At 65.1% G+C, this 17,565-nt stretch carries 13 protein-coding genes and 1 tRNA gene; 6 read left to right on the top strand and 8 right to left on the bottom strand.

From position 1 onward, the window contains the following. Positions 1-5: 5 nt before the first annotated feature. Positions 6-81: transfer RNA gene (locus tag FHW64_RS18180), tRNA-Ala, on the bottom strand. Positions 82-183: 102 nt separating this feature from the next. Between FHW64_RS18180 and FHW64_RS18175 the strand changes: the two genes are divergently transcribed. Beyond that, positions 184-1,050: an alpha/beta hydrolase gene (locus tag FHW64_RS18175; RefSeq protein WP_184528698.1), complete on the top strand. Its 867-nt coding sequence runs from the start codon at positions 184-186 to the stop codon at positions 1,048-1,050. A 21-nt stretch (positions 1,051-1,071) separates the two neighbouring features. On the opposite strand, the gene FHW64_RS18170 is transcribed toward FHW64_RS18175, so the two are convergent. Beyond that, positions 1,072-2,049 carry a GMP reductase gene (locus FHW64_RS18170; protein ID WP_184528697.1) on the bottom strand — a complete coding sequence of 326 codons (978 nt, stop codon included), beginning with the start codon at positions 2,047-2,049 and terminating at the stop codon, positions 1,072-1,074. A 240-nt stretch (positions 2,050-2,289) separates the two neighbouring features. Between FHW64_RS18170 and FHW64_RS18165 the strand changes: the two genes are divergently transcribed. Continuing rightward, positions 2,290-4,662: a UvrD-helicase domain-containing protein gene (locus FHW64_RS18165; protein WP_184528696.1), complete on the top strand. Its 2,373-nt coding sequence runs from the start codon at positions 2,290-2,292 to the stop codon at positions 4,660-4,662. A 122-nt stretch (positions 4,663-4,784) separates the two neighbouring features. Here the strand turns inward: FHW64_RS18165 and FHW64_RS18160 are convergent, their stop codons facing one another. From FHW64_RS18160 to FHW64_RS18150, 3 genes are read right to left on the bottom strand one after another with little or no spacing between them, the layout of a single operon-like run. Continuing rightward, positions 4,785-5,579, bottom strand: a complete 795-nt coding sequence (locus tag FHW64_RS18160) for a BPSS1780 family membrane protein (protein WP_184528695.1) — start codon at positions 5,577-5,579, stop codon at positions 4,785-4,787. A gap of 9 nt (positions 5,580-5,588) precedes the next feature. Further along, the gene (locus tag FHW64_RS18155; RefSeq protein ID WP_184528694.1) at positions 5,589-6,632 is read right to left on the bottom strand and encodes a homoserine kinase; all 1,044 of its coding nucleotides are present in this window, start codon (positions 6,630-6,632) and stop codon (positions 5,589-5,591) included. Between the two features lie 7 nt (positions 6,633-6,639). Then, positions 6,640-7,026 carry a hypothetical protein gene (locus FHW64_RS18150; RefSeq protein ID WP_260305293.1) on the bottom strand — a complete coding sequence of 129 codons (387 nt, stop codon included), beginning with the start codon at positions 7,024-7,026 and terminating at the stop codon, positions 6,640-6,642. Positions 7,027-7,125: 99 nt separating this feature from the next. On the opposite strand from FHW64_RS18150, the gene polA reads away from it, so the two are divergent. Genes polA through FHW64_RS18135 form a run of 3 tightly spaced genes read left to right on the top strand, consistent with a single transcriptional unit; the run spans position 7,126 to position 12,156 of the window. Further along, entirely contained in the window at positions 7,126-9,918 is a 2,793-nt protein-coding gene (gene polA, locus FHW64_RS18145; protein ID WP_184528693.1) for a DNA polymerase I, read from the top strand. 25 nt (positions 9,919-9,943) lie between these two features. Further along, positions 9,944-11,242 (top strand): M20/M25/M40 family metallo-hydrolase, encoded by a 1,299-nt coding sequence (locus FHW64_RS18140; RefSeq protein ID WP_184528692.1) that lies wholly within the window; start codon positions 9,944-9,946, stop codon positions 11,240-11,242. A gap of 5 nt (positions 11,243-11,247) precedes the next feature. Next, positions 11,248-12,156 (top strand): LysR family transcriptional regulator, encoded by a 909-nt coding sequence (locus tag FHW64_RS18135; protein WP_184528691.1) that lies wholly within the window; start codon positions 11,248-11,250, stop codon positions 12,154-12,156. A 494-nt stretch (positions 12,157-12,650) separates the two neighbouring features. Here FHW64_RS18135 and FHW64_RS18130 read toward each other — a convergent pair whose 3' ends face one another. The 3 genes from FHW64_RS18130 to FHW64_RS18120 are packed head-to-tail and all read right to left on the bottom strand — an operon-like array spanning position 12,651 to position 16,308. Next, positions 12,651-14,477 carry an IlvD/Edd family dehydratase gene (locus FHW64_RS18130; RefSeq protein WP_184528690.1) on the bottom strand — a complete coding sequence of 609 codons (1,827 nt, stop codon included), beginning with the start codon at positions 14,475-14,477 and terminating at the stop codon, positions 12,651-12,653. Next, positions 14,474-15,493, bottom strand: a complete 1,020-nt coding sequence (gene denD, locus FHW64_RS18125; RefSeq protein WP_184528689.1) for a D-erythronate dehydrogenase — start codon at positions 15,491-15,493, stop codon at positions 14,474-14,476. The genes FHW64_RS18130 and denD overlap by 4 nt, the downstream gene beginning before the upstream one ends. Then, positions 15,490-16,308, bottom strand: coding sequence for a FadR/GntR family transcriptional regulator (locus FHW64_RS18120; RefSeq protein ID WP_184528688.1), 819 nt, complete (start codon positions 16,306-16,308; stop codon positions 15,490-15,492). The genes denD and FHW64_RS18120 overlap by 4 nt, the downstream gene beginning before the upstream one ends. Positions 16,309-16,475: 167 nt before the next feature. On the opposite strand from FHW64_RS18120, the gene FHW64_RS18115 reads away from it, so the two are divergent. Then, positions 16,476-17,549 (top strand): ABC transporter ATP-binding protein, encoded by a 1,074-nt coding sequence (locus FHW64_RS18115; RefSeq protein ID WP_184528687.1) that lies wholly within the window; start codon positions 16,476-16,478, stop codon positions 17,547-17,549. Positions 17,550-17,565 lie beyond the last annotated feature (16 nt).

Raw genomic sequence — 17,565 nt, 5'->3', positions numbered from 1 at the left:
AACGTTGGTGGAGAGGAGGAGGATCGAACTCCCGACCTCCGCATTGCGAACGCGGCGCTCTCCCAGCTGAGCTACCCCCCCAACGCATCGCGGATTCTACCCAGATCACATGTCCCTTGCGGCTGGAGGCAGGCATGCCAAGATGCGCGCCTCGCCGCAACCCACAACAGGAGACCGAGAACCATGCCCTCGTACGATCCCGCCTGGCTGGACCGCATGTACAACAACCGCGTGCTCGTGCCCGAGCATCCGGCGTATTTCGAGCGATGGGCGGCCCAGTCGGCCGTGCTTCGAGATGCGCTGCCCTCGCACATCGACCTGCGCTACGGCGAGGGTCCGAACGAGACGCTCGATGTGTTCCCGGCTGCAGAGCCGGATGCGCCGGTGCTGGTCTTCATTCATGGCGGCTATTGGCGGGCGCTGGACAAGAGCGAGCATTCCTTCGTCGCGCGGGCGTTCCACGAGCGCGGTGTCTGCGTGGTGGTGCCCAACTATGCGCTGTGCCCCGGCACGCCCGGTCGGCCCATCGGCATCGCCGACATCGCACTGCAGATGGCCCATGCGCTCGAATGGACCTGGCGCAACATCGCGACGTACGGCGGCGATCCTTCGCGCATCACGGTGGCAGGGCATTCGGCGGGAGGCCACCTCGCGGCCATGATGCTGGGCTGCGACTGGAAGGCCGTCGCGCCCGACCTGCCGGTCGACCTCGTGCGCAACGCGCTGTCGATTTCGGGGCTGCACGACTTGCGGCCGATCCAGCACACGCCTTTCCTCGCGTCCGTGCTGAACCTGACAGATGCAGACTCGCTGCGGGTGAGTCCCGCGCTATGGCCGGCGCCCAAGCGCGGCAAGCTCTATACGGTGGCCGGTGGGGACGAAAGTGCCGAATTCCTGCGCCAGAACGAACTCATCCGGGAGGCATGGGGTACAGGCGTGGTCCCGGTCTGCGAGGCGCTGCCGGGGCTTCATCACTTCAGCGTGCTGGAAACGCTAGCCGATCCGGCGCAGCGCCTGCACGCGCTGGCCATGGATCTGATCAGGGCCTGACAAGCCGCAGGCCCCGCGGGGCTACATCAGCAGGTGTTCGCCTGCGTTGTCGCCGCCGAGGGTGACGTAGTTGACCTTGCGGATGTCCAGCAGCTTGCGGCCACCGGCATAGCTGATCGAGCTCTGGATGTCCTGTTCCATCTCGATGAGCGTGTCGGCCAGTTTGCCCTTGACCGGCTCCAGGATGCGCTTGCCTTCGACGTGGCGGTATTCGCCCTTGTTGAAGTCGCTGGCGGAGCCGTAGTACTCCTTGAAGATCTGGCCGTCGACCTCGACCGTCTTGCCGGGCGATTCCTCGTGGCCCGCGAAGAGCGAGCCGATCATCACCATCGAGGCGCCGAAGCGGATGCTCTTGGCGATGTCGCCGTGGTCGCGGATGCCGCCGTCGGCAATGATCGGCTTGGTGGCGACGCGGGCGCACCACTTGAGCGCCGACAGTTGCCAACCGCCCGTGCCGAAGCCGGTCTTGAGCTTCGTGATGCACACCTTGCCCGGGCCGATGCCGACCTTGGTCGCGTCGGCGCCCCAGTTCTCGAGGTCGATCACGGCTTCCGGCGTGCCGACATTGCCGGCGATCACAAAGGCCTTCGGCAGCTTCTTCTTGAGGTAGCCGATCATGTTCTTCACGCTGTCGGCGTGGCCGTGCGCGATGTCGATGGTCACGTACTCGGGCGTCATGCCGGCTGCGGCGAGCTTGTCGACCGTCTCGTAGTCGGGCTTCTTCACGCCCAGCGAAATCGATGCGAACACACCCTTCGCATGCATGTCCTTGACGAACTGGAAGTTGTCCAGGTCAAAGCGGTGCATCACGTAGAAGTAGCCGTTCTGCGCCAGCCAGACGCAGATGGATTCGTCCACCACCGTCTTCATGTTCGCGGGCACCGTCGGGATGCGGAAGCTGCGGCCGCCGAGCGTGACGCTGGCGTCGCACTCTGCACGGCTTTCCACCACGCACTTGCGCGGCAGCAGAAGGATGTTGTCGTAGTCGAAGATTTGCATGAGTTCCAAGCTCCTTAGAAAGGTCGCCGCCGAAGGATTTCGGGCAGCGATGGGGCGCTTGGCTTGGTGACCGGATTTGCGGGTGCGGCGTGGTGGCGGCACCGGACCCTGCTTGCGCAGGCACAAAAAACCGGACCTCAAGAAACTTGGGCCCGGTGACTGATTCTACCGGTCGCATTGCATTCGCGTGTTTTGCAAGTTCGTATAACCCGCATACGCCGCGCTTTCTACAATCGACGGATGTTCACCGACCTCGCGGCTCCTGCAGATTCGCCGCTGCTTGACAACCTGAATCCGGAGCAGCGCGCAGCCGTCACGCTGCCGGCCGGAAACGCACTCATCCTCGCGGGCGCCGGCTCCGGCAAGACCCGCGTACTCACCACCCGCATCGCCTGGCTCCTGCAGACCGGGCAGGTGTCGCCGGGCGGCATCCTCGCTGTCACCTTTACCAACAAGGCGGCCAAGGAAATGATGACGCGCCTTGGCGCGATGCTGCCGGTCAACGTGCGCGGCATGTGGATCGGCACCTTCCACGGCCTGTGCAACCGCTTCCTGCGTGCGCACTGGAAGCTCGCCGGCCTGCCTTCGACGTTCCAGATCCTCGACACGCAGGACCAGCTCTCGGCCATCAAGCGGCTGATGAAGCAGTTCAACGTCGACGACGAGCGCTTCCCTGCCAAGCAGACGCAATGGTTCATCGCCGGCGCCAAGGAAGATGGCCTGCGCCCACGCGACATCGAGGCGCGCAGCGACGACGACCGCAAGAAGATCGAGCTCTACCAGCTCTACGAAGAGCAATGCCAGCGCGAAGGCGTGGTCGATTTCGGCGAGCTGATGCTGCGCAGCTTCGAGCTCCTGCGCGACAACGACCCAGTGCGCGAGCACTACCAGCGGCGCTTCCGGCACATCCTGATCGACGAGTTCCAGGACACGAACCGCCTGCAATACGCGTGGATCAAGATGCTGGCCGGCAACACGACCGACGGCCGCTTCGTGCCGGGCGACAACAGCGTGGTCGCGGTGGGCGACGACGACCAGAGCATCTACGCCTTCCGCGGCGCGCGGGTCGGCAACATGGCTGACTTCGTGCGCGAGTTCGAGGTGTCGCACCAGATCAAGCTGGAGCAGAACTACCGCAGCTACAGCAACATCCTCGATTCGGCCAACGAGCTGATCAGTCATAACAAGAAGCGCCTCGGCAAGAACCTGCGCACCGACCAGGGCCCCGGCGAGCCGGTGCGTGTGTACGAATCGACGAGCGATTTCGCCGAAGCGCAGTGGGTGGTTGAGGAAATGCGCCAGCTCGTGCGGGACGGCATCGATCGCAAGGAAATGGCAGTGCTCTACCGCAGCAATGCGCAGAGCCGGGTGCTCGAAACCGCACTCTTCAATGCCGCCGTGCCGTACCGCGTGTATGGCGGATTGCGCTTCTTCGAGCGCGCCGAAATCAAGCATGCGCTGGCCTACCTGCGCCTGCTGGAAAACAAGGACGACGACACCAGCTTCCTGCGCATCGTGAACTTCCCGCCGCGCGGCATTGGCGCGCGCAGCATCGAGGTGCTGCAGGACGCAGCGCGAGCGGCCGGCCGTTCGTTGCACGACGCGGTCAGCGCGGTGGGTGGCAAGGCAGGCGGCAACCTCTCGGCCTTCGTCGCCAAGATCGACGTGCTGCGCGAGCAGACGCAGGGCATGTCGCTGCGCGAGATCATCGAGCTGGTGCTCGACCACAGCGGGCTCATCGAGCACTACAAGGCCGATCGAGAAGGCGCGGACCGCATCGAGAACCTGGAGGAACTGGTCAACGCGGCCGAGAGCTTCGTCACGCAGGAAGGCTTTGGTCGAGATGCCGTCGCGCTGCCGGTGGACGAACTTCGTCAGTCACCGGCGAGCCAAGGCCTGGACCCGAATCGCCCGCTGCTGGACGAGCCGCTCGCGCCTGACGCCGAGACAGGTGAAACGCTCAGCCCGCTCGCGGCCTTCCTGACTCACGCCGCGCTCGAATCGGGCGACAACCAGGCGCAGGCCGGCCAGGATGCGGTGCAGCTCATGACGGTGCACGCCGCCAAGGGCCTCGAATTCGACTGCGTGTTCATCACCGGTATGGAGGAGGGACTCTTTCCACACGAGAACTCGATGAGCGACTACGAAAGCCTCGAGGAAGAGCGCCGCCTGATGTACGTGGCGATCACGCGCGCCCGCAAGCGCTTGTACATGAGCCATTCGCAGACGCGCATGCTGCACGGCCAGACCCGCTACAACCTCAAGAGCCGCTTCTTCGACGAACTCCCCGAAAGCGCGCTCAAGTGGCTGACCCCGAAGAACCAGGGCGGCTTCGCACCTTCGGCCTTCGGCTACGGCGGCGGCTACGCCACCTCGCGCGGCGCCGGCAGCAGCTACGGCCGCGAGACCTTCGCCAACCCGCCCGTTCCGCCGCAGAAGGCCGCGCCTTCGCATGGCCTGCGCTCCGGCATGCAGGTGTTCCACAACAAATTCGGTGAAGGCACGATCACCGCGCTCGAAGGCACCGGCGACGATGCCCGCGCGCAGGTCAACTTCCCGCGCCACGGCGTGAAGTGGCTGGCGCTCTCAGTCGCCAAACTCACCCCCATCTGACACCAAGCCGGCGAAGCCCGGCCCTTCGGGAAACACCGCGGAACCGGCTCTGCCGGGCCGCTGGTGTTGCCCCCGGTAGGGGGTGGCGGCTACACGAAGTGAGCAAGCCTGGGGGCGAGCTTCTATTCCTGAAAGGAATCCCTGAACGTAAACCAGGTGCTGGTGAAGAACATGGCGGCCATGACCAGCGCGCCGCCGATCATCACCGCACCGCCGGCCGCCGAAGCACCGGCGCCCACGCCCATCGCGCCGATGGCGACCAGCAGCGTTGCCAGGAGGCTCAGCACGATGCCTGCGCCGATGAAGACGCCTGCCCAGACGAGACCGAAAACCGTCAGCGCACCGAAATTCCTGAAGCAGGCCACGAAGCTGAAGAAGAGGCTCTTGGCCGGCGGCACGCGGTGCCAGTGAACCAGCGCAGGCGCATGCCAGAAGGCCAGCGACAGCGGCAGATACAAGCCCATCGCGATCCACAGCGCCACCTGGAATTCGGTGGTCTCGGCCATTTCGCGCGTCAGTTGTCCGCCCAGTAGGTAGACGCGGGCGAACTGGCCGCCATCGGCCAGCGCGGAAATCGCCATCACCGCCAGGAACAGCGCGGCGTACATTGCGCCGAGCACCGCCATGGGACGCACGTCGGCGCGCACCGCATGGAGCGCGGCAAGGAACACAGTGCCGGCGGGCGGCTTCTCCGGACCGGCGGCCTGCGCGGTCGCCGCCATGAGGCCCAGTGTCATCGTCGGCAGCAGCATCAACGCGATCGCGGCGCCGATCAGAGGCACCTGCGATGCCAGCGACACCACCGTCATGAAGAAGAAGAACAGCGAAATAAAGGCCAGCGGCTGCCGCGCGAAGGCCTGCAGTCCGGCGCGGACCCAAATCACGCCGGTACGCGCCGGCACGAGATTGAGTTTCATCGTGTCGACTCAGGCAGCCAGGGGCTGCACGCTTTCTGGTAACTCGAAGCTTGCGTGGGCGCGTTCGCGCAGCACGCGCTCGAAATGGCTTGGATCGTGGGGCTTGAGCATGCTGGCTTCGCGCGGCAGATAGAAATCCCACAGGCGCGAGATCCAGAAGCGCAGTGCCGCCGCGCGCAGCATCGCCGGCAACAGGGCGCGCTCGGCGCCCGTCAGCGGGCGCACCGAGCTATAGGCCGCGAGCAGTGCATCGGCGCGGGCGCTGTCATGGCGGCCGGTCTTGAGATCGATGGCCCAGTCGTTCAGGCACACGGCAATGTCGAACAGCCAGGTGTCGGTGCCTGCGAAATAGAAGTCGAAGACGCCGGTGAGCTTCGGCGCCTCGGCGCTGGCGTGCGTGTCGAACATCGCGTTGTCGCGGAACAGGTCGGCGTGGACGGGGCCGCGCGGCAGCGCCGCGAAGGTCGACGATTCGGCGATGTGGTTCTGGTAGGCGAGTTCGCTGCGCAGCAGGGCAGCTTGCGCGGCTTGGAGGTAGGGCAGGACCACTGGCGTGGTGTCGTTCCACCAGTGGAGGCCACGCAGATTGGGCTGGATGCGCGGGAAGTCGCGCGCTGCGATGTGCATGCGCGCCAGCAGGCGGCCGAGCTCAGCACAGTGGCGTGCGTTGGGTGCCAGCTCGCTCTTGCCCTGCAGCCGCTGAACGATGGCGGCCGGCTTGCCCGCAACAGTGTGAAGCAGCTCGCAAGGCGCATTCGCGGGGATCGACAGCGCATGGCCGTCTGGCGGTGCGATTGCGGGATCGGCCACCGGCTCCGGCACGGGGAGGCCGCGTGCCGCGAGGTGCTTCATCAAACAAAGGTAGTAAGGAAGCTGCTCGGCACCAAGGCGCTCGAACAGCGTCAGGACGAACTCGCCCGATTCCGTGGTTGCGAAGTAGTTGGTGTTCTCGATGCCGCCCTCGATGCCGCGAAGCTCGCGGAGGGGGCCGAGTCCCAGGCGCTGGACCAGCGCGTCGGCTTCGTCGAATCCGACTTCCGTGAAAACCGCCACCGCGCGCTCAGAACTTGAAGACGTTCCACCAGACCCGCGAACCACTGTCGCTGGCGCTCGATTCCGACTGGCCTTCGTTGCGCGAACGTTCGCCGTTGGGCATGACCTGGTAGGCCGGCGTGTTGGTGGTCTTGGGCTGCACGGTGATGTTCTGCGTCTGGCCGCCGACGCGAAGCTCGTCGATCTTGTTGCGGCTGTCCTCGATGTGGATGCGCTCGATCTTCTGGTTCTGGCGTCCGGCTGCCTTGTCCTCGGCGGACTGCTCCTGGGCCGGGCGGGCTGACGACTCCGCGGGCGGAGGGTTCTGGGCCTGGATGGCCGCGAACGGCGTGATGCAGCCCAGCAGCGCGGCGGCCAGCCGAGCGCGGGGGACGAGAAGACGGGTGAACGACATGAACACGATTGTAGGTCCGCGTTTGCATCAGGGATACCCGCAAATGCGCCTGTAGGCGTGCCTTCCGGGTACGTTGCGCCGGCACGGCAAAATGCCTTGATGACCGACAAGAAAACGCTGCTGCTCGTCGACGGATCGAGCTACCTCTACCGCGCCTTCCACGCGATGCCCGACCTGCGAGCCGTCCCCGGCGACCCCGGCAGTCCGGCCACCGGCGCGATCCGGGGAATGATCAACATGATGACCGCCCTGCGCCGCGAGGTGCGGGCCGACTACGCAGCCTGCGTCTTCGACGCACCCGGCAAGACCTTCCGCGACGACTGGTATCCGGAGTACAAGGCCAACCGCTCGCCGATGCCGGACGACTTGCGCAGCCAGATCGAGCCGATCCACCAGGTGGTGAAGCTGCTGGGCTGGCCGGTGCTCTGCGTGCCCGACGTCGAGGCTGACGACGTGATCGGCACGCTCGCTCGCACGGCAGCGAACCAGGGCATCGAGGTGATCGTCTCCAGCGGCGACAAGGACCTGAGCCAGCTCGTCGACGAGCACGTGACGATCATCGACACCATGAACGGCAAGAAGCGCGACGTCGCCGGCGTCACCGCCGAGTTCGGCGTGCCGCCCAGCCTGATGATCGACTACCAGACGCTGGTGGGGGATTCGGTCGACAACGTGCCGGGTGTCGAGAAGGTCGGTCCGAAGACGGCGGCCAAGTGGCTGGGCGAATACGGCTCTCTCGACGGCCTCATCGCCCGTGCAGGCGAGGTCAAGGGCCAGGCAGGCGAGAACCTGCGAAAGGCGCTGGAATGGTTGCCGCAGGGGCGGCGGCTGGTGACCATTCGCACCGACTGCGACCTCGACGGCCATGTAACGGGTCTTCCATCGCTGGAAGGGATTGCGATCGGCGCTCAGCAGATCGACGAACTGAAAGTCTTCTACGAGCGCTTCGGCTTCAAGTCGCTGGTGAAGTCCCTCGAAGCGCACGAGGCGCCGCCCGAACTCATCGAGGAGAGCAAGAAGCGCAACGGACCGGAAGGCGGCACGGGTCTGTTCGACCAGCCCGGCTTCGAGGCAGCCGAGAAGGCGTCCAACCTCGTCTACGACACCATCCTGACTTGGGAGGCGTTCGACAAGTGGCTCGCGAAGCTGCAAGCGGCCGATTTGGTCGCGCTGGACACCGAAACCACGTCGCTCGACGAGATGGTGGCCGAGATCGTCGGCATCAGCTTCAGCGTGACGCCGGGTGAGGCAGCTTACGTCCCCGTCGGGCACAACTACCCGGATGCACCTGCACAGTTGCCGCGCGACGAAGTGCTGGCGCGACTCAAGCCCTGGCTGGAAGACGGCGCGAAGAAGAAGCTCGGCCAGCACATCAAGTACGACCGCCATGTGTTCGCCAACCATGGCATCGAAGTCCAGGGCTACGCGCACGACACCATGCTGCAGAGCTATGTGCTCGAAGTGCACAAGCCGCACGGCCTTGCCAGCCTTGCCGAGCGGCACCTCGGCCGCACCGGCATCGACTACGAGGACCTGTGCGGCAAGGGTGCGCACCAGATCCCGTTCAGCCAGGTCGCGATCGACAAGGCCGCCGAGTACGCTTGCGAGGACTCGGACCAGACGCTGGATGTGCATCGCGCGCTCTGGCCGAAGCTCGAAGCCGATGAGAAACTGCGCTTCGTCTACGAGCTGGAGATGGCGACGAGCGAGACGCTCTACCGCATCGAGCGCAATGGCGTGCTGATCGATGCGCCCACGCTGGCTTCGCAGAGCAACGAGCTTGGCAAACGCATCATGGCGCTGGAGCAGGAGGCCTACAGCCTCGCCGGCCAACCGTTCAATCTTGGCTCGCCCAAGCAGATCGGCGAGGTGTTCTTCACCAAGCTCGGCCTGCCGGTGGTCAAGAAGACGCCGAGCGGCGCGCCGAGCACGGATGAAGAAGTGCTTGAGAAGCTCGCCGAGGATTTCCCGCTGCCAGCGAAGATCCTGGAGCACCGCGGTCTCTCGAAGCTCAAGGGCACCTACACCGACAAGCTCGGGCTGCTGGCGCATCCGCGAAGCGGACGCGTGCACACGCACTATGCGCAGGCGGTGGCCGTGACCGGCCGGCTGTCGAGCAACGACCCCAACCTGCAGAACATCCCGATCCGCACCGCAGAAGGCCGCCGTGTGCGTGAAGCCTTCGTTGCGCCCGCCGGCAGCGTGATCGCCAGTTCCGACTACTCGCAGATCGAACTGCGCATCATGGCCCACATCAGCGGCGACGAATCGCTGCTGCGCGCGTTCACCGAAGGCATCGACGTGCACCGTGCGACCGCCGGCGAGGTGTTCGGCGTGGCGGTGGACCAGGTGTCGAGCGAGCAGCGCCGCTATGCGAAGGTGATCAACTTCGGCCTCATCTACGGCATGAGCAGCTTCGGTCTGGCGCGCAACCTCGGCATCGACAACAAGGCCGCGGCGTCGTACATCGATCGTTACTTCGCGCGATATCCCGGCGTGAAGGCCTACATGGACGAGACCAAGGCGCACGCCAAGGAGATCGGCTATGTGGAGACGGTGTTCGGCCGGCGCCTGTACCTGCCCGAGATCAAGTCGCCCAACGGCCCGCGTCGCGGCGCGGCGGAGCGCGCTGCGATCAACGCGCCGATGCAGGGCACCGCTGCCGATCTCATCAAGCTCAGCATGGTGAAGGTGCAGCAAGTGCTCGATGCCGAAAAGCGCGGCACGAAGATGATCATGCAGGTGCATGACGAATTGGTGTTCGAGGTGCCAGAGAGTGAGGTCGAGTGGGTTCGCACCGAGATCCCGCGACTCATGGCGAGCGTAGCGGACCTGAAGGTGCCACTGCTCGCGGAGATTGGCTTCGGTCCCAACTGGGACAAAGCCCATTGAGAAGATTCTGGAGACGATGAACTGAATGACTGCTGTTTCTTTTGCCCGTAAAGCCTTTTTCTTGACCGCACTGAGCGTCGCATGCGCAGGTGCCTTCGCCGCCCCCGATGAGAGCCTGACCGCACTGGCTGCCAAGGAGAAGCCGGAGCTCCTCGAGACCCTGAAGGAGTTCGTCTCCGTCGAATCCGGCAGCCGCGATCTCGAAGGACTCGACAAGATGGCCAATCTCGTCGCCTCGAAGTTCAAGGCGCTCGGCGGCCAGGTGGAGCTGATCGATGTGTCCGAAGGCGCCTACCGCATGGAAGACACGCCCGAGAAGATCGGCAAGGTGATGCGCGCGACCTTCAAGGGCAAGGGCACGAAGAAGATCATGCTGATCGCGCACATGGACACGGTCTACCAGATCGGCATGTCGAAGCAGCAGCCCTTCCGTATCGATGGCGACAAGGCCTACGGCCTCGGCATTGCGGACGACAAGCAGGGCATCGCCGTGATTGCGCACACGGTCGCCTTATTGAAGGCGATGGACTTCAAGGACTACGGCACGCTCACGGTGCTGATCAACGGCGATGAAGAGATCAGCTCGCCCGGCGGGCGCGTGTTGATCACGAAGCTCGCCGGAGAGCACGACGTCGTGATGTCGTTCGAGGGCTCGTCGGCGCGCGAAGACAAGCTTTCGCTCGCGACCGCGGGCATCGCGTCGGTCACTCTCAACGTCACAGGCAAGGCGTCGCACGCGGGCTCGGCGCCGGAAGCCGGCGTGAATGCGCTCTACGAGCTGTCGCACCAGATCCTGCAGATGCGTGATCTTTCGGACCCGGCGACCGGGCTCAAGCTCAACTGGACGATCTCGCGCGCTGGCACCAATCGCAACGTGATTCCTGCAACCGCCGTCGCGGGTGCGGATGTGCGTGTGTTGAAGGTGAGCGACTACGACCGCATCGAGCAACTGGTGATGGAGCGCTCGAAGAACCAGCTCATTCCGCAGGCGAAGGTCGAAGTCAAGTTCGAGCGTCGCCGGCCGCCGCTGGAGGCAAACGCGGCATCGCTCGCACTCGCGACGCATGCGCAGCAGATCTACAAGGATCTCGGCAGGACGCTCGGTGCCGACGACAAGGTGGCGGGTGGCGGCACGGATGCGGCCTTTGCTGCACTGAAAACGAAGGCGGCGGTGGTTGAGCGATTCGGCCTGCAGGGCTTCGGCGCGCATTCGATGGATGCGGAGTACGTGCTGATCGATTCCATCGAGCCGCGGCTGTATCTGGCGACGCAGCTCATCATGGATGTTTCGCGCGGCAAGGTGGCGGCCCAGCCCAGGCCCTGAGCGAGATGCGGCTTCGTCACATCGAGGTCTTCAACGCGATCATGCTCACGGGGAGCGTGAGTGCGGCAGCGCGTTTGATCAACATCACGCAGCCCGCGGTGAGCCGCACGCTTCAGCATGCGGAGATCCAACTGGGTTTCTCGTTGTTCCAGCGCGCGAAAGGGCGGTTGACGCCCACGACCGAGGCGCTGGCGCTGTACCCGCATATCGAGCGGCTGTTCGCGCAGCTCGATGAGGTGCAGCGTCTTGCCGCAAATCTGCGCGCGGGAACGGATTCGGGTGAGTTGCGGATCCTCACGGTGCTCGCGTTGAGCTACGAAGTGCTTCCGCGTGCGCTGAAGCGTTTTCGCGAGAAGCATCCGGGTGTCGCAGTGACGGTTGAATCGCTGCACTCGCCGCAGATCATGTCGGCGCTGTTGCTGCAGGAGGCGGACGTTGGTTTCGCGTTCAGTCCTGCGGTGCATCCCTCGTTGACGCAGGAGACGTTGGCGGACAGCCGCATGACCTGCATCGCGCCGAAGGGGATGTTGCCGCGCGCGCTGCTGCGCAATGGGTCGGTGGCTTTGCATGATCTGGTCAAGCTGCCGGTGGTGGGGCTCGACAGCCGCGATCCTGTCGGGACGAGCTTGAGTCAGGCTTGTCGGCAGGCGGGGGTTGGGTTCCAGGCCGTCGTCACTGTGCAGACCTATCACGCGGCGCTGGCGATGGCGCACCACGGGCTCGGTGTCGCGCTCGTCGATGGGTGCACTGCGAAGTCGGCGGATCTGGAGAAGGTGGATGTGTTGGCGCTGGAGCCGCTGATTCCGGTGCCGATTCGGGCGCTTCGGTTTGCTGGGCGGCCGGATTCTGTTCCTGTGCGCAGCATTACGCGGTTTATGCGGGAAGCGGTTGAAGAGATGAGTTCTTCGGCCTAGGGGCGGCGGTGGCGGGCGGTGTGCCTTTGAGCGGCCGACGTCACCGGCCGCTTCGCGGCTGCCCTGCGCTGCTCGCGGTACGCGGGGTCCGCGCAAACTCGCTTCGCTCAAACATGCGCGGCCCTGATCCGCGTACCGCTGCGCTGCTCGGCGGCGCCGCAACGGTCGCCCAAAGGCACACCGCCCGCCACCGCTGAAACGATAGGGAAGAACTGTCCGCCCCCATCCGTGTGGGCGGGAACAATTGGCGACGTCGCAGACGAGCCGATTCGCTGCACAGACACGACGGAGCGTGGGTTGGGGTGTGGGGCTGGGGGCGCCTCTACGCCGCCGAGGAGCGCAGCCTTTCGCGGATCAGGGCTCGCGCTGTCTGAGCGAAGCGAGTTTGCGCGGGCCCCCGCGAAAGGCGAGCACCGCAGGGCAGCCGCGCAGCGGCCGGCGTAGTGAAGCCCCCAGCCCCACACCCCAACCCAGGCGGCCCAAGAAACCAACAATCAGTGGTTATCCCGAGGAATCCCAAACGTAGCGTGAATCCGCTGGTACTTCACAGCAGGCTTAAGCACCATCCCTTGCGAAAGCTCATCAACGACAGCACGTTGAATCTCCTGCCAAGGCGTCTGGCTCTGCGGATACGGATACCCCCCTCGTTTCTCGAGCTCAGCCCGCCGCTTGGCAAGCTCCTCGTCGGAAACCAGCATGTTGGCAGTCCGCTTCTTGAGATCGATCCGCACCCGATCCCCGGTACGCACCAAAGCCAGTCCACCGCCGGTTGCGGCTTCAGGTGAAGCATTGAGGATCGAAGGCGACCCCGAAGTCCCCGACTGCCGCCCATCCCCAATGCAGGGCAGTGCAGTGATGCCTTTCTTCAGGAGGTACGAAGGCGCCCGCATGTTGACCACCTCGGCGGCCCCCGGATAGCCCACAGGCCCCACGCCCCGCATGAACAACACGCTCCGCTCGTCGATCTTCATCTTCGGATCGTCGATCCGCGCGTGATAGTCCTCCGGCCCGTCGAACACGATTGCCGTGCCCTCGAACGCCATCGGGTCCTTCGGATCTTCCAGATAGCGCGTGTGGAATTCTGGCGTGATCACGCTCGTCTTCATGATCGCGGAATCGAAGAGATTGCCCTTCAGATTCAGGAAGCCGGCATTTTTCTTCATCGGCTTGTTGTACGGGAAGATCACCTTCCGGTCGCTCGTGAACTTGCCTTCGCAGTTCTCCGCAAGCGTCTTGCCGTTGGCCGTCATCGCCGGCTTGATTTTTTTCTGCGCGACCAGTTCGGCCACCACCGCCGGCAACCCGCCCGCGCGGTAGTAGTCCTCGCCAAGGTACTCACCCGCAGGCTGCAGATTCACCAGCAGCGGAATCTTGTAGCCGTGCTTCTCCCAATCGTCCGTTGTCAATTCGACGCCGATGTGCCGCGCGATCGCATTCAAGTGCACTGGCGCATTGGTCGAACCGCCAAGCGCGGAGTTGACCACGATGGCATTTTCGAAAGCCTCGCGCGTCAGGATGTCCGAGGGCTTCAGATCTTCGCGCACCATCTCCACGATGCGCTTGCCCGTCATGTACGCCATCTCCTGGCGGTCGCGATAGGGGGCGGGAATCGCCGCGCCGCCCGGCAGCATCATGCCCAGCGCCTCGGCGAGCGAATTCATCGTTGAGGCCGTCCCCATCGTGTTGCAGTGCCCAGTGGAAGGCGCGGACGATGCGACCAACTTCAGGAACTCCTGGTAGCCGATCTTCCCCGCCGCCATCATCTCGCGCGCACGCCAGACGATGGTGCCCGAGCCGGTGCGCTCGCCTTCGTACCAGCCGTTGAGCATCGGCCCCGAATTGAGTGCGATCGCCGGGATGTCCACCGTCGCCGCCGCCATCAATTGCGCGGGCGTCGTCTTGTCGCAGCCCGTCGTCAGCACCACGCCGTCGATCGGATAGCCATACAGCACCTCGACCAGCGAGAGGTACTGCAGATTGCGGTCCAGGGCCGCCGTCGGCCGCTTGCAGGTTTCCTGGATCGGATGAATCGGAAACTCGAACGCGATGCCGCCCGCATCGCGGATGCCTTCGCGCACCCGCTCGGCCAGTACCAGATGGTGACGGTTGCACGGCGCGATGTCCGAGCCGGTCTGTGCGATGCCGATGATCGGCCGGCCCGATTGCAGCTCGTCGAAGCCGAGGCCGAAGTTCATCGTGCGCTCGAGGTAGAGCGCCGTCATGTCGGCATTGGCGGGGTTGTCGAACCACGCCTGCGAGCGCAGCTTGAATTTCGGCGTCTTTGCCGACGAGGCCTTGGTGTTCTTCTTTTTCGATTTCATGGGGACATTCCCTTCAGGGTCTGGTCTGCGTTTGGCGCTGCCTTGCAGTCATCGATGTACTGACGAACGATATCGGCGAAGTTCTCGTGCGGATGAAGCCCCAGACGCGCTGCGCGCGCGGCCGAGGCACCGCTCGGCCAGTTGGCCACGATGCCTGCGATGCGTTCGTCGCGCTCGAAACGCACCCGCGCACGCACTGCCGGGCCGGCGACCTCTTCAAGCGCATCCAGCATCTCGCGCACCGTGACGTTGAGCGCTGGCAGATTGAGCGCGGTGCGCCCGCAGAAGGCTTCGCGGCTGGCTTCGTAGACCGCGATCAGCCCCTCTACGGTGCGTGCCGGCGAAGACATCGGATGCGACACGTCAGGCGATACGGGGCAGATCGCCTCTACCCCCGCCAGCGGCTCGCGGATGATGCCGCTGAAGAACGACGATGCCGCACCGTTTGGCCGCCCCGGCCGCACCGTCACGGTCATCAGCCGCGCCGCACGGCCGTCGACATAGCCCTTGCGCGTGTAGTCGGCGATGAGGTGCTCGCAGATCAGCTTCTGGATACCGTAGGACGTCTGCGGCACCGGCAGCGTGTCGTCGGCAACGATCTTCGGCATCGGATGAGCCGGGTCCGGCCCGAACACCGCGACCGAACTGGAGAACACCACACGCGGCACCTTGCCGCCGGCATTGACGCGCGCACGGATCGCATCGAGCAGCGCGCGCGTGCTGTCGAGGTTCGAACGCAAGCCGAGGTCGAAATCGAGTTCGCATTCGCCCGACACGGCGGAAGCGAGGTGGAAAACGCCGTCGAACTCCTCGTCGCGCAGTGCGTCGGTCTGCGCCAGCAGCGGACCGGTGCGCGCCTCGACGCGCGGATCCGCAAGCAGGCTCGCGGGCGGAGGGGCGATGTCGGTCAGCACGAGGCGGCCAATGCGCTCGCCTGCGAGCGTGCCGCGCGCCAGCAACGCCTGGGCGAGGCGCGAGCCGACGAAACCGCCGCCTCCCGTGATCATCAGTTTCATGGGGACTCCTTCATGGCTTTCTTGCCCTTTCTGGCAGTGGTGGCCGCGGCGTCGCGAACGGCCTTGGCCGCTGCCTGGCGACGGCGGACGTCGATGACGCCACCTTCGATCAGGCGCTGTTCGCCGCGTGTGATGTGTTCGGTGGCCCGACGCCGCGCCGCATCGGGGTCGCGTGCCGAGATCGCCTCAAAGATGGCGCGGTGCTCGCGCTGCACCTCGGTCATGAAATCGAGCCGTCGCGCCTCGTTGCCGCGCGTGATGCGCATGCCTTCGCGCAGGTATTGCTCCAGGAAGCCGAGCAGCAGCCGGAATTGCGGATTGCCGGTGGCCTCGCCGATGACGCGGTGGAAGGCCAGATCCTCGGCGACACCATCGCGGCCGTCTGCCACGGCCTCGTCGATGGCCTTGAGGGCGCGGCGCAACTCGGCGATCTGGGAACGCGAGGCGCGCTCGGCGGCGAGGGCGGCGATCTCGCCTTCGAGCACCCGCCGCACTTCGACCACGTGGACCACCGCCTGCACGGAAGTCAGCACGGTCGGATCGAACGCCAGCGCCTGGTTGACAGGGCGGGGCGCCACATACACGCCCGAACCCTGCCGCGAATTGACCATGCCCTTGGACTTGAGCTGGTGCACCGCCTCGCGCACCACGGTGCGCGAGACACCATGCGCCTCGGCGAGTTTCTGCTCGGTGGGAAGGCGGTCGCCCGCGTGCAGGGCGCCGGATTCGATCTGCGCGCTCAGCAACGCCGCCAACCGGTCCGACAGCCGATCGACGATCAGCGGAAGGGGTTGGGAAGGTGCCGGAACGCGCACGGCGTTGATGGAAGTCAGCTCGGTTATCTGGTCATCATACAAATTGACCGGGGGTTAATGCGTACCGGTTTGCCCTGATGCGCGAGCCTTTCGCGATGCCAATACTGCGCGGTTGCGAAAGCGGTTTCAACCTTCGCTGTTCCGCGTTACTTTCAAGGCTCCAGTGCATGGCAAGTGTCACGATCCAGGCAGTCAAGAAGAACTTCGGTGATGTCCCCATCCTTCATGGCGTGGACATCGACATCCGGGACGGCTCCTTCACCGTCCTCGTAGGGCCATCGGGTTGCGGCAAGTCGACCCTGCTGCGCATGATCGCGGGGCTCGAGGAGATCAACAGCGGCGAGATCCGGATCGGTGACCGTCGCGTGAACGACCTCCCGCCGAAAGAGCGCGACATCGCGATGGTGTTCCAGAACTACGCGCTCTATCCGCACATGACGGTGCGCGACAACATGGCGTTCGCGCTCGCGCTGGCGAAGATCGACAAGGCCACCATCGAGCAGAAGGTCGGCCGCGCCGCCGAGATCCTCGCGCTCACGCCGTTGCTCGACCGCTATCCGCGGCAACTCTCCGGCGGGCAGCGCCAGCGGGTCGCAATGGGGCGCGCGATCGTGCGCGATCCGCAGGTGTTTCTCTTCGACGAGCCGCTGTCCAACCTCGACGCCAAGCTGCGCGTGGCGATGCGCAGCGAGATCAAGGAATTGCACCAGCGCCTCAAGACCACTTCGATCTACGTCACGCACGACCAGATCGAAGCCATGACCATGGGCGACAAGATCGTGGTGATGCGCGATGGCCGCATCGAGCAGACCGGCAGCCCGCTGGAGCTCTATGACCGGCCGGCCAACCAGTTCGTCGCTGGGTTCATCGGCTCGCCTGCGATGAACTTCCTGCCCGGCACGCTGCGGCGCAACGGCGGGACGGCGATGGTCGAACTCGCGGACGGCACGAAGCTCGACGCGCCGACGCACGCGGGCGGCGTCGACGGCCAGCCGGTCGTCTACGGCACGCGGCCCGAGCACCTGAGCCTCGCGAACGGCGGCGGCATTCCGTCGCGCGTCGTGGTGATGGAGCCGACAGGCATGGACACCTTCGTCGCCTGCCGACACGAAGGCACCGAGATTTCAGCCGTGTTCCGCGAGCGCCACGACTTCGCGCCCGGCACCACCATCCACCTGCAACCCGATCTTCAGCGCGCGCATCTATTCGACGCAGGCACCGGCCAGAGGCTGGTGGCTTGAGGTTCTTTTTTTGGCC

It is taken from the genome of Variovorax sp. Sphag1AA (assembly GCF_014192575.1).
In the GTDB taxonomy this organism is placed as follows: Bacteria; Pseudomonadota; Gammaproteobacteria; order Burkholderiales; family Burkholderiaceae_C; genus Variovorax.
The sequence above is the reverse complement of the archived record's forward strand: the minus strand, read 5'-3'. Positions and strand labels throughout refer to the sequence as shown.

Bases quoted from the DNA above. Each gene is read 5' to 3' on its own strand.
- FHW64_RS18175 (WP_184528698.1), top strand. From the start codon at position 184: ATGCCCTCGTACGATCCCGCCTGGCTGGACCGCATGTACAACAACCGC.
- FHW64_RS18170 (WP_184528697.1), bottom strand. From the start codon at position 2,049: ATGCAAATCTTCGACTACGACAACATCCTTCTGCTGCCGCGCAAGTGC.
- FHW64_RS18165 (WP_184528696.1), top strand. From the start codon at position 2,290: ATGTTCACCGACCTCGCGGCTCCTGCAGATTCGCCGCTGCTTGACAAC.
- FHW64_RS18160 (WP_184528695.1), bottom strand. From the start codon at position 5,579: ATGAAACTCAATCTCGTGCCGGCGCGTACCGGCGTGATTTGGGTCCGC.
- FHW64_RS18150 (WP_260305293.1), bottom strand. From the start codon at position 7,026: ATGTCGTTCACCCGTCTTCTCGTCCCCCGCGCTCGGCTGGCCGCCGCG.
- polA (WP_184528693.1), top strand. From the start codon at position 7,126: ATGACCGACAAGAAAACGCTGCTGCTCGTCGACGGATCGAGCTACCTC.
- FHW64_RS18140 (WP_184528692.1), top strand. From the start codon at position 9,944: ATGACTGCTGTTTCTTTTGCCCGTAAAGCCTTTTTCTTGACCGCACTG.
- FHW64_RS18135 (WP_184528691.1), top strand. From the start codon at position 11,248: ATGCGGCTTCGTCACATCGAGGTCTTCAACGCGATCATGCTCACGGGG.
- FHW64_RS18130 (WP_184528690.1), bottom strand. From the start codon at position 14,477: ATGAAATCGAAAAAGAAGAACACCAAGGCCTCGTCGGCAAAGACGCCG.
- denD (WP_184528689.1), bottom strand. From the start codon at position 15,493: ATGAAACTGATGATCACGGGAGGCGGCGGTTTCGTCGGCTCGCGCCTC.
- FHW64_RS18115 (WP_184528687.1), top strand. From the start codon at position 16,476: ATGGCAAGTGTCACGATCCAGGCAGTCAAGAAGAACTTCGGTGATGTC.